Origin of the sequence: Vibrio sp. YT-18, assembly GCF_033337345.1 — a bacterium.
In the GTDB taxonomy this organism is placed as follows: domain Bacteria; phylum Pseudomonadota; class Gammaproteobacteria; order Enterobacterales; family Vibrionaceae; genus Vibrio; species Vibrio alginolyticus.
Genome location: NZ_JAWOQO010000003.1, coordinates 1 through 11692 on the forward strand (window position 1 = coordinate 1; position 11692 = coordinate 11692).

Genomic DNA, 11692 nt, shown 5'->3' on the forward strand with positions numbered 1-11692 from the left:
GCTCGACTTGCATGTGTTAGGCCTGCCGCCAGCGTTCAATCTGAGCCATGATCAAACTCTTCAATTTAAGATTTTGTCGGCTCAATGAATACTGAACATTACATAAAGTAATGTTTGAATTGACTGTGCTGAATCCTAAGATTCAATGGTCACTTCGTATCATTGAAACCTAATTTGATACCTAGGTATCTAATTGGATCATCATCAACGAGTGCCCACACAGATTGATAGGTCTATATTGTTAAAGAGCTTGCTTCGTAAGCTTTGCTACCGAAGCGGAGGCGTATTATAAGGAATTAATTTTCAGTGTCAAACACTTTTTCAAATTAATTTTTAGAAGCTTTTCTTTCGCCTCATTGCCAACTGCTTTTGCGTTTCCGCTTTGCCCTGACAACGGAGGCGCATTATAGGGAGATGATTTTTCTTGGCAACCCTTTTTTAGAAAAAAACTTTAAAAAAAACGTCGAGTGATGAAATCTCACTCAAACGCTTATTTTTAACACTTAGTTGTTAACTTAACGTAGCAAATAGGCAATCAATATGTGTCAATCCAAGACTCTTCAAAGCTTGTGATATCAAGTTCCAGTGACTTCGCCGCTTCGATTTGCTCAATTGCCTCTAATTCTTTATTTACACTGCTCATCGTTAATGTGTTGTTGTCTAACTCAAACACCTGACTTTGAGTCGTATAGTAGAACTTAAGTATCGTCAGCGCTTTTACATCGTGCTCAGCAGAAGCGGCTTTAATGCTTTTCAGTTTGCGAAAGATCTTGTTCTGCAACTGCTTGAGTTTCCAGACATACAACACTTCTTCCATATAAGGGCGTGTTTTGAATTGGTTCAGCAAAGACAGTGAAGTAGCTAAGGCAAGCACAACACCAATTAAGTTCCAATGAAAGTTCCCCGTCGACTGTTCAGGTACTACATCTGTATTACCGAACAAAACAATCAACAAGGTACTAAAGGCAAGAGAGGAGATGGCGAGCAACGCAACAAAACCGCCAATCACAAGGTTTACTTTCTTTTTATAAATGTCTTTATTTATCTGTTTGATTTCCATATACCGCTCCTAACAGGTTACCTCTATTTTAACCAGCGCACTCCGCACGACAATCGAAGCTTTGTAAGTAAGTTCACATTTGCTATTAAACTCGCATCCCTTCCCTGCTTGGGTATATACTTCCGCGCATTCACTCTTCCTATATAGAGGCTAAATTCATGCGCTCTTTTGTTTTACGAGCTCGCGCGGCGCCAACCACCAGCAAAGCACTGTTAGAAGGTGTTGGTAATGAAGCGCATACAGAGATTCTTGCTCATACCATGATGAACACTATGTTCGTTGCTCAATCACACCGTGAAGATGTGGTTGTTCACTTGGTTTTGGAAAGCACAAAAGACTTCTCACGCACCATTACTATTCGCTCCAACGACATCACCAACATTGGCGGCTTCCATGAGTCAACCTTGATTGCAGCAGTGGCTCGCGCTTTGGATGCTTCGGTTGGTATGGGTAAAGAGCAACTTCGTGAAGTCGAACCTGGTATTACCGTTCGTACAGTGAGCTTTGAACGCCTAGTACAAGAGCTGGCAGAAGATCACCAACTATATATGTTGGATAAGAAAGGCGAATTTGTTCGTGATGCAGAAATTGGTGAAAATCCATGTTTCTTGCTAACTGACCATATACCGATGCCGAAAAAGTCTTTTAACAGCTTAAAGCGCCTTGGCACAGAGAAGATCAGCTTAGGTCCTAAGATGCTTTTCGCTTCTCAGTGTGTGGTATTGATCCACAATGAGTTGGACATACGCGAATTCTAGTTATTCGCGCACACGTTGCTAGGTAATGAAAGAGGACTCCATTGAGTCCTCTTTTTTGTTTCTATAGGGATGCTAAGTTTACTTACCACCAATGCTCAAACGAGCAAAACGAACGTCTGGCGAGAAGAAAGTTCGGCTATCGTTAATTAACTGAGTATCACCCACTGCCTCAACTTCTTGCAGCATCTTGTAGAAGTTACCCGCTACCGTGATCCCACGAACTGGTTGAACGCGCTCTCCATCACAGCACAAGAAGCCACTCGCACCAAATGAGAAATCACCACTCACTGCATCCGCACCAGAATGGACACCTTGAAGCTCGACTAACTCTAGGTACTCACCCGCTTTTACTTCTGACGCACTGCTGTTGCCTGTCGCAATCACTTTGTGATTCGCTGATACGTCTAGGCTCGATTTTGCACCGCGAGCGGCACTTGCTGTCGAGACTGCGCCCAAGTAACTTGCGGTCTGGCTGTTGTGTAGCAAGGTTTTCAACTCACCATTAGCAATCATGACATTATCTTGAGTAGCGAAGCCTTCACTATCAAAACTCGCGATTGCCATACCATTTGGCATGTAAGCCGTATCAGTAAAGGTAATTAAATCACTCGCAACACGTTGACCAAGCTTGTCACCCAGTGGCGTAATGCCTTTCATCGCGCTTACGCCAGAGAAAGCACTGCCGAAAGCACCGAATAAACTTGCTAGCGCATTGATGTGGAAGATAGCAGGGTAGTTACCCGTCGCAACCGGTGCGCCTTCAAGAAGATCGCGAGCAAGGTTGTAGCCACCCTCGATACAGTAAGCTGGATTCAACTCATCAAAACGGCGACCCAGTGACATTCTACCCGCCATTGACTGTTTGCCGTCTTTTTCAAACAAGGTATACGCGTAACAAGTGAACGAGCGCTCGAAGTGTTGACACAATGTGCCTTGAGTATTGGCAATGATCAGTTGTGTTTCGCCATCGCTGTAACCATTGTAAGGTGCGCTAGAGGCGTGAGGCAGAGCCACTACGCCTTGCTCAAGAGCGAGAGACAGTTCGATTTTTTCGTCAACAGAAGTTGTATCTTCTTGCGCAATCTCAGCAACATCAGTCGCGATTTGACTGTTCACGCAACTAATCGTCTGATGTTCATCTTGCTTGGAAAAGCGAGCGCTTTGCAGTGCGTTGGTCAGCATCAAATCCAAGCTTGGTTGCTCTAACGACTCAGAATAGCTTGTTGCAACACGCGCATCTTTCACAACACGAACACCCAGAACTTGGCTTGAGCTTACTTTGTACTCATCCAGCTTTCCTTGGTTCGCTTTCAAAGAAAAGCTACTGTTACGGTTTACAATGACGTCCGCTTCTGCACCTTGGCGTTTTGCTTCTGATAGGACGTAATCAACCGCATTAAGAAGTTGTTGTTCTTGGCTCATTAGTTACCGCCTCCTACCAGAATGTTATCTACTTTCAGCGTTGGCTGACCGACAGTTGTTGGTACTGAACCACTCACGGAACCACACATGCCCGGCGCAAGCGCCATGTCTTTGCCGACCATGCTGATTTCTTTCAACACTTTTGGACCCGTGCTGATCAGCGTTGCTGTTTTCAGAGGCTTGGTGATTTTGCCATTTTCAATGAGGTAGGCTTCACGAACAGCAAAGTTAAACTCCCCCGTACCCGGTTGAACCGAGCCGCCGCCCATCTTCTTCGCATAGATACCACGTTCAATGCCTGCAAGCATGTCATTAAGTGAATGCTCGCCCTCTTCGATAAAGGTGTTACGCATGCGCGAGGTTGGTGCGAACTTGTAGTTTTGACGACGACCAGAACCCGTAGGCTCATAACCTGTCTTCATGCCACCCATTTTATCGACCATGAAGCTGGTTAGCTTACCGTCTTTGATCAGTTGAGTGCGCTGAGTCTTCATACCTTCATCATCAATGTGAATCGAGCCCCATTCGTTGGTCATGGTGCCATCATCGACTGCATTCACTGCGGTGTGAGCAACCATTTCGCCCATCTTGTCGTGGAAGACTGATGCTTTCTTCGCAACTGAAGTGGTTTCTAGCAAGTGACCACATGCTTCATGGAAGATAACGCCGCCAAAGCCGTTACCAATCACCACCGGCATTTCACCCGATGGACAAGCATCCGCGCCAAGTTTTACTAACGCTTGCTGCGCGATAGTTTGACCTAGCTCTTTGGCATCAAGCTGTTCACTGAATTCCCAACCAGCAAGAGCGCCAGGACCTTCCATACCAGAAGACTGCTCATTACCTTTTTGCGCGACAGTGTTACCAGCAACACGAATGTAGTGGCGAGTATCGTCAACGTGTAGACCTTCTGAGTTGAAGATAGACACTTGTTGCTCGCGCTGAAGAACGCTGCCAATAAACTGGCTGATATGTTCACTCTCAGCACGTGCGGCTTGGTCAACTTTCAATAGAAACGCGATTTTTGAATCTAGGTTAGCATCCTTACCTAGCGGCATGCGGCAACCATGTTGGATTGGGTAGCGGTTCAAATTCAAAGAACCCGCTGACGCGATTTGCTCACGCTTGTCTTTTGCAGCAAGCAGCGAGGTTACGCGCTTTAGTTCGGCTTCATCTGTGCTGTTGGTGTAACCGTAAAGCACCTTATGACCGAAAAAAAGACGAATACCGATACCAAAATCGATACCCGAGTTAACCTTATCCACTTCACCAGATGCGATCTGGACAGTGTTGGTTTGGTGATGTTCAACGAATAGTTCAGCGAAATCAGCCCCCAAAAAGAGCGCATGATCGATCACTGACTTCGCTGTTACAGAATTAAGCATGAAGTCTCCTTGCTCGATGATCGTCTTAGCCTTCCTAATTAACTGTGAAAAAGTTCAACAAAGTTAAATTGGCAACACGTTAAATTTTAACAGTTTTTTAACCTTGTTTTGTGCTAATCCTTGCTTAACGAGACCACGATTATTTATTAAATATTCCAGGTTCTGCTCATTCACCAGAGCGTTGCACTAGTAAATTCCACCCAGCAAACCATTTAGGTGCTTACTTTATCACTCACCTCGCATAATTGAATACTCATTATAATTACGCTCAAAAAACGTATCCCTTCCGCAATGGTCCTGCTATCATCCGAACGAAATAGTCGGGGGGCCACACGACAAGTGTTGGCTGAGATCGAAATTCGAGACCCGTTGAACCTGATTCAGTTAGCACTGACGTAGGGAACTATGCACACTTTGCCTTTCGTCGCCCCTCTTAGGTAAGCGATAGCGATCGAAAAATCGATCTATCTGCAACGGTCAAAGTCAGTTCCTATACGTCTTGTAGTAGGAGCGACCATGACGCAGCAATCACAACCTCATTCACATCACACGCCAGCCTTGCCTACCCCTATCGTATTGACCATCGCGGGCTCAGACAGTGGTGGCGGTGCAGGTATTCAAGCCGACATCAAAGCGATGTCCGCAACCGGCAGTTTTGCTTGCTCGGTAATCACGGCGATTACTTCGCAAAATACCCAAGGCGTTTCTGCGATTTTCCCCATTCCTCTCGACCATGTAGAGAGCCAACTTGATGCAGTATTTACCGACCTCAACATCGTTGCAGTCAAAGTGGGCATGCTGGCAGATTCCAACATCATCAAAGTCGTTGCAGACAAAATTAAACAATACCAGCCAAAACACCTCGTGATTGACCCTGTGATGGTGGCCACCAGCGGCGATCTATTACTGGAACAGTCGGCAATCAGCACTTTAAAAGAAGAATTGATTCCGCTCGCAGACATCATTACCCCTAACCTACCCGAAGGCGCAGCATTGACGGGTAAGCCAATGCCTCAATCAGAATCTGAAATGAACGATATGATTACCGACCTTCGTGCGCTTGGCGCCAAAGCTATTCTGCTCAAAGGCGGTCACCTTGAAGAAAATGAAAACAGCAACGATCTGCTTATCATGCAAGACAGTGCCGAGTTAATTAGCGCCAAGCGATTTCCAACCAAAAACACTCATGGCACAGGCTGTACACTTTCTTCCGCCATTGCGTCTTATCTTGGCCAAGGCAACAACCTACACAAAGCGGTGCACCTGGGTAAGCAGTACATCAGCCAAGCTATCGCACACGCTGATGAATTGGATGTAGGTAAAGGCCATGGCCCTGTGAACCACTTTTTTGCGGGTCATACTTATGTTCGCTAACGCGATTGGCATTCAGCTTTCCGATGCTAGTCTGCGATACAAAGACAGCCAAACACCAACGCTAGCAGGGTTGAGTATGACTATTCCTGCTAATCAATGGACAGTGTTACTTGGTCGCAGTGGCTGCGGGAAAACCACAATATTGCGTTACTTAGCTGGCCTACTGGATGACCAAGTTGACTGGCATGGCGAACTCATCACAACGGATGGCGCTGCACTGCATGACCGTATCGCTTACATGGCTCAGCAGGATTTATTGCTACCGTGGTTGAATGTGTTAGACAACGTCTGCCTCAGTTCTCGATTTTCTCAAGTGCAAGCACCAGAGCAAAATAGACAACGTGCACTGACTTTACTAAGCCAAGTGGGACTCGCCGATTACGCGGATGCTAAGCCAGCTCAGCTCTCTGGCGGCATGAGACAACGTGTTGCCCTTGCTCGCACTCTGATGCAAGACAAGCCTCTAGTTCTGATGGATGAGCCTTTCTCTGCACTGGACGCGGTTACTCGTCATAAGTTGCAAACCTTGTCTGCCGAATTGCTGAAAGATAAGACGGTTGTTCTGATTACCCACGACCCACAAGAAGCGGTGCGATTAGCTCACCAACTCTATGTGTTGCAAGGCACACCTGCGCAAGCTCAGCACTTGGTCGTTCCAGACTCCAAGCCGCCCCGAGTTCTCGATGGAGAGTGCGCGGCGTTACAACAAGCGATTTTGGATCAACTGGAGAAAGACTATGAGTGATATGACTCAGTACAACTCCGTTTCGGCACGCATTAGTAAAAAAGAACGCGTGACCCATCCGGCTCTGCGCTTGGTCATTAGCACAGCGGTGATCTTGGGATTGTGGCAGTTGGTTGTTGTGGTATTCGACATGCCAAGCTTCATCTTACCTTCACCAATTGAAGTGCTGGATAGATTGGTCACTCGTTACGATGTCTTGCTCAAACATACTTGGGTTACCGCGCAAGAGATTTTACTTGGTTTGGCGCTTGGATTATCAATGGGTTTGCTGTTCGCATTGCAAATGCTGATGTTCGAACCGCTGAAGCGTTGGTTACTGCCCATTCTGATTGCTAGCCAAGCGATCCCTGTGTTCGCCATCGCGCCAGTACTCATGCTTTGGCTGGGTTACGGCATTGCATCGAAAGTCGTCATGGCGGCGATCATCATCTTTTTCCCCGTCACCACATGTTGCTACGACGGCTTACGTAATACACCAACAGGTTACCTCGACCTTGCCAAGACCATGGGCGCGTCTAAATGGCAGTTACTTCGTCATATTCAATTGCCAGCCGCCCTACCAACTTTAGCCTCAGGCATTCGTGTTGCCGTCGTTATTGCGCCAATTGGAGCAGTGGTCGGTGAGTGGGTAGGTTCAAGTGAAGGCTTGGGTTATCTGATGCTCCAAGCCAACGCTCGCATGATCATTGATGAGATGTTTGCAGCGCTGTTTATCCTCGCTGTGCTGTCTATCTCACTCTACTTCATCACCGATAAATTATTGAAAAAAGCCATCCCTTGGGAAAGCAAATAATTACAGAAAATAACCAAAGAAAATTGGGAAAGAAAAGGAAGAACCCCGTGAATAAAAACAAACTTATGAGCGCTGCTGCTCTACTCGCTTCAGTGGTATCAACCAACGTGCTTGCCGCTGAAAAAGAGATGACACTGATGTTGGATTGGTTCGTCAATCCAAACCATGGTCCTATCGTGATTGCCAAAGAACGTGGTTACTTCAAAGAGCAAGGCTTGAAGGTCAACATTCAAGAGCCGGCAGATCCAAGTACACCACCTAAGTTGGTCGCGGCGGGTAAAGTCGACATGGCGATCTCTTACCAACCAAGCCTGACCATCGATGTCGCGGCTGGTTTGCCACTAATCCGCTCTGCGACTTTGATTGCTACGCCACTCAACACGTTGATGGTGTTGGACAACGGTAAGAATGAAAACCTTGGCGACTTGAAAGGCAAGAAGATCGGTATTGCGATCGCAGGCAACGAAGAAGCGACAATCGGCACCATGCTAGCGCAAGAAAACGTGAAGTTTTCTGACGTACAAATCATCAACGTAGGTTGGGCGCTGTCTTCGTCTCTTGCGTCTGGCAAGGTGGATGCGATTTGGGGCGGTCTACGTAACTTCGAAACCAACCAACTGGCACTAGAAGGTTATAAAGCTAAGGCCTTCTTCCCTGAAGAACACGGCGTGCCAGCGTATGACGAGTTAGTCTTCGTAGCCAATGCAAAAAACTACGACAAAGAAGCCATCAAGGCATTCAACAAAGCACTAGAGCAAGCGACCACTTACATCGTTAACCATCCAAAAGAGTCGTGGAAAGAGTTCGTGGCTTATTCACCAGACACGCTCAACAACGAGCTTAACCAACGCGCTTGGAACGACACGCTAACTCGTTTCGCTCTTCGTCCATCCGCAGTAGATCTGAAACGCTACGATGATTATGCGCAGTTCATGTATTCACAAAACATCATCGAAACACTGCCAAAAGCGAAAGATTACGTACCGAGCTTTGACTAATTCTACTGACCTTAGGATCTAAGCCTAGGGTCTTTTGATAACGAGATACTCATAATGAAATACCAAGATTTGATCGACGCTTGCCGCCAAGATTGGCAAGAATACACTGAGCATGCTTTCGTGCAGCAATTGGCGCAAGGCACTCTGGCTCAGCCTTGTTTTCTGCATTATCTAAAGCAGGATTTTCTTTTCCTAAAGCAGTACGCACGAGCTTACGCATTAGCGATCTACAAAGCACGTACTTTGGATGACATGCGCCGTGCCCTACCAAGCGTACACGCATTGCTCGATTCTGAAATCGCCCACCACGTGACTTACTGTGAGCAATGGGGACTGACAGAATCCGACTTAGAAAACGAGCCAGAAGATTTCGGCACTGTGGCTTACACCCGTTACGTATTAGATGCTGGCATGACGGGCGATCTTGTTGATCTATACGCGGCACTAGCACCATGCTCTATCGGTTATGCCGTAATCGGTAAGATGCTGATTGAAGACGAAAGCACTGTGCTCGAAGGTAACCCATACGCAAGTTGGATCAACCTCTACGGTGGTGAGGAATTCCAATCTGGTGTCGCAAAAGGTGCAGAACACTTTAATCAGTTATTGGCGGAAATCGATATCAATAGTCAGCGTGGTCAAAACCTGATTCAGGTATTCAAAACTGCAACGCGTATGGAAGTGGCATTCTGGCAACAAGGTCTAAACGCTCAGCAAGATTAATCGGAGAGTCTCATGTTAATTGAACAAATCACCCAAGCATTAACCGCAGTACGCCAGCAAAAGCCATTAGTCGTCAACATCACTAACTACGTGGTGATGAACAACACGGCAAACGCGCTATTGGCTATCGGCGCTTCTCCAATCATGGCGCACTCCAAACAAGAGATGACAGAGATAATGTCGTTCGCTGGCGCATTGGTTATCAACATCGGTACCCTAGACAGCGTTTGGACACCACGTATGAGCTATGCCGTAGAGCAAGCCAATGCCAACGGTAAAATCGTTGTACTCGACCCTGTCGGTTGCGGAGCAAGCTCACTACGTACCGAGACATCACGTGAGATCGCACGCCTTGCCGACAAGTTGATCATTCGTGGTAACGCCTCAGAAATCATCGGTCTCGCTGGCGAACAAGCACAAAGCAAAGGGGTCGATGCGTTAGACAGCAGCGACGCAGCACTTGGCGCAGCGAACTTCTTAGTTTCAGAGTATGGTGCAAGTGTGGTGATTTCTGGCGAGACTGATTACATCATCACGAAAGAGCAAACTGTGCAGCTAAACAACGGTCACGAGATGATGCCATACGTAACCGGAATGGGCTGCACACTAACGGCACTGACGGGTGCTTTCGCTGCTGTTGGTGATCACTCCGGACTTGCTGCCGCGGCGGTACTGGGCGTTGTGGGTGAAATTGCGGCTGAGCAAGCACGAGGGCCAGGCAGTCTGCAAATGAACCTGTTGGATGAGCTTTACCAACTGGATGAAGAAACACTGGCAAAACGCCTAAAACTCCAAGTGAGTTAAGCTTTCTCTAACAAATACCGGCCTCTCATTCCCTGTAGATGAGAGGCCCAAAGGAAACAAAATGAACGCCTATCGTTTATATTTGGTCACCGATGACCAACAAGATTTAGCCACACTAAAGCGTGTTGTGAGAAAAGCCGTGGAAGGTGGCGTGACCATGGTACAAGTCCGCGAAAAACACGGCGATGTGCGTGCGTTTATCGAACGTGCTCAAGCCGTGAAAGACATCCTTAAAGATACCAATGTGCCTTTGATCATCAATGACCGCGTTGATGTTGCACTGGCAGTTGATGCCGATGGGGTTCACCTCGGGCAATCAGACATGCCCGCAACTATCGCTCGTGAGTTGATTGGACCAAACAAAATCCTCGGCTTATCCATCGAAAATGAAGAGCAGCTTGCAGAAGCGGACTCTCTTCCGATTGATTACATCGGCTTGAGCGCAATCTTCGCGACGCCGACCAAAACCAACACCAAGAAGTTCTGGGGTATTGATGGCTTGAAGATGGCGTTAGAGACGACTTCACTGCCGATTGTTGCCATTGGCGGCATTAACGAAAGTAACATTCCGCAACTCAGCGCCACTGGTGTTCATGGCTTAGCTTTGGTTTCAGCGATTTGCCACGCAGAAGATCCAAAAGCCGCATCGGAATATTTATTAGGGTTGATGAGCTAACCTTGCTCACGCCTGAACAAAGCGCTTATGGATGAGCGCGTTTGCCTTTCAGTACTTTCAACAACCTCTCCTTTCACAACGAAGAGCTGCAATGTCACTTTCACGCTCGAATTGACAGAGCGTTGATAAGTTTTTCACGCCAGATAACGTAAGATAAGCCCCTTATTTTCACGTGGTTGAATAACCCTCAATAAAAACAAAACGCTCTCAATGAAAACCAAAAAATATGGATTGATGATGCTCGCCTTGTTTGTTCTTGGCATCATCCCAATGTCGCTATTTGGCTCTTATCACGATCTCACCTCACAGGTGCCAGAAAGTCTGGGTATTACTTTTACTTTGCTCACTGATTCTGCTGGCAGCAAAGGCTTTTTAATTACCTTAACACTGCTACTGCTTTCTTTATTTCACTTTAAACCAAATCGCACTGAGTGGATGCAAAAACTCTCAATGTTAGGGCTGTTACTTGTGATTGGCTTTGCCAGCAAAACGGGGCTAAAACTGATGACAGAAAGCCCGCGTCCCTACACGGAATTGCTCGCAGCAGAACAATTGATTGAAACACCAGAAACGTTTTATCAGTTGGATACAAAGCAGCAAGCCAACGTAATTAACCAGATTTCTGAACACGTCAGTGATTGGCGAACGCGCCATTGGCAAGGCGAGAAAGACTATTCTTTCCCATCCGGCCATACGATTTTCGTTTCGATTTGTTTGGCTTTCTTTGGTGGTTTGTTCTTACAGAACAAGTGCTATATCTCTGCACTGTCATTGTGGATGTGGGGAATGAGCGTCGCATATAGCCGCTTATGGCTGGGCATGCATCGCCCTGAAGATTTAATAGGCTCGGTCTTGTTTGTCGCGATTGTATTTACTTTACTCCCGACATTTCAGATTAAGAAACAGATGCCGTTTGTTTCTCTCGCTTCGCGCTAATGTGAACGATGACTAGAT

General features: G+C 46.8%; 12 protein-coding genes, 1 rRNA gene and 1 riboswitch. Of the genes, 9 read left to right on the plus strand and 4 right to left on the minus strand.

Features of this window, described 5'->3' with window-relative positions; translation table 11 throughout:
* Both R7M72_RS04730 and R7M72_RS04735 read right to left on the minus strand, forming a co-directional pair.
* Window positions 1-67: ribosomal RNA gene (locus R7M72_RS04730) — 16S ribosomal RNA — on the minus strand; the annotation flags it as partial.
* Window positions 68-535: 468 nt separating this feature from the next.
* Window positions 536-1060, minus strand: a complete 525-nt coding sequence (locus R7M72_RS04735; protein WP_315957373.1) for a DUF3087 domain-containing protein — start codon at window positions 1058-1060, stop codon at window positions 536-538.
* Window positions 1061-1218: 158 nt separating this feature from the next.
* Here R7M72_RS04735 and trmY point away from each other — a divergent pair, with 158 nt between their 5' ends.
* A complete protein-coding gene (trmY, locus tag R7M72_RS04740) occupies window positions 1219-1818 on the plus strand; it encodes a tRNA (pseudouridine(54)-N(1))-methyltransferase TrmY (protein ID WP_017634347.1) in 600 nt (199 codons plus the stop codon).
* A gap of 78 nt (window positions 1819-1896) precedes the next feature.
* Here trmY and R7M72_RS04745 read toward each other — a convergent pair whose 3' ends face one another.
* Window positions 1897-3240, minus strand: coding sequence for a TldD/PmbA family protein (locus R7M72_RS04745; RefSeq protein ID WP_054575237.1), 1344 nt, complete (start codon window positions 3238-3240; stop codon window positions 1897-1899).
* Window positions 3240-4625, minus strand: a complete 1386-nt coding sequence (locus R7M72_RS04750; RefSeq protein WP_017820998.1) for a TldD/PmbA family protein — start codon at window positions 4623-4625, stop codon at window positions 3240-3242. Before R7M72_RS04750 ends, R7M72_RS04745 begins: the two co-directional genes overlap by 1 nt.
* A 311-nt stretch (window positions 4626-4936) precedes the next feature.
* Window positions 4937-5044: riboswitch (TPP riboswitch) on the plus strand.
* Window positions 5045-5141: 97 nt separating this feature from the next.
* Between R7M72_RS04750 and thiD the strand changes: the two genes are divergently transcribed.
* From thiD to R7M72_RS04790, 8 genes are all read left to right on the plus strand, one after another.
* Window positions 5142-5999 (plus strand): bifunctional hydroxymethylpyrimidine kinase/phosphomethylpyrimidine kinase, encoded by an 858-nt coding sequence (gene thiD, locus R7M72_RS04755; protein ID WP_005383329.1) that lies wholly within the window; start codon window positions 5142-5144, stop codon window positions 5997-5999.
* Entirely contained in the window at window positions 5989-6744 is a 756-nt protein-coding gene (locus tag R7M72_RS04760; protein ID WP_033907185.1) for an ABC transporter ATP-binding protein, read from the plus strand. The genes thiD and R7M72_RS04760 overlap by 11 nt, the downstream gene beginning before the upstream one ends.
* Window positions 6737-7537: an ABC transporter permease gene (locus tag R7M72_RS04765; RefSeq protein WP_009706843.1), complete on the plus strand. Its 801-nt coding sequence runs from the start codon at window positions 6737-6739 to the stop codon at window positions 7535-7537. The genes R7M72_RS04760 and R7M72_RS04765 overlap by 8 nt, the downstream gene beginning before the upstream one ends.
* 47 nt (window positions 7538-7584) lie before the next feature.
* Window positions 7585-8535: an ABC transporter substrate-binding protein gene (locus tag R7M72_RS04770; RefSeq protein ID WP_005374293.1), complete on the plus strand. Its 951-nt coding sequence runs from the start codon at window positions 7585-7587 to the stop codon at window positions 8533-8535.
* A gap of 54 nt (window positions 8536-8589) precedes the next feature.
* Window positions 8590-9258, plus strand: coding sequence for a thiaminase II (gene tenA / locus R7M72_RS04775; protein ID WP_053304011.1), 669 nt, complete (start codon window positions 8590-8592; stop codon window positions 9256-9258).
* Window positions 9259-9270: 12 nt separating this feature from the next.
* The gene (gene thiM, locus R7M72_RS04780; protein ID WP_158159445.1) at window positions 9271-10062 is read left to right on the plus strand and encodes a hydroxyethylthiazole kinase; all 792 of its coding nucleotides are present in this window, start codon (window positions 9271-9273) and stop codon (window positions 10060-10062) included.
* A 61-nt stretch (window positions 10063-10123) separates the two neighbouring features.
* Complete coding sequence (gene thiE, locus R7M72_RS04785) at window positions 10124-10738, plus strand: thiamine phosphate synthase (protein WP_005374296.1); 615 nt, start codon at window positions 10124-10126, stop codon at window positions 10736-10738.
* A gap of 210 nt (window positions 10739-10948) precedes the next feature.
* Window positions 10949-11674 (plus strand): phosphatase PAP2 family protein, encoded by a 726-nt coding sequence (locus R7M72_RS04790; RefSeq protein WP_053308057.1) that lies wholly within the window; start codon window positions 10949-10951, stop codon window positions 11672-11674.
* Window positions 11675-11692 lie beyond the last annotated feature (18 nt).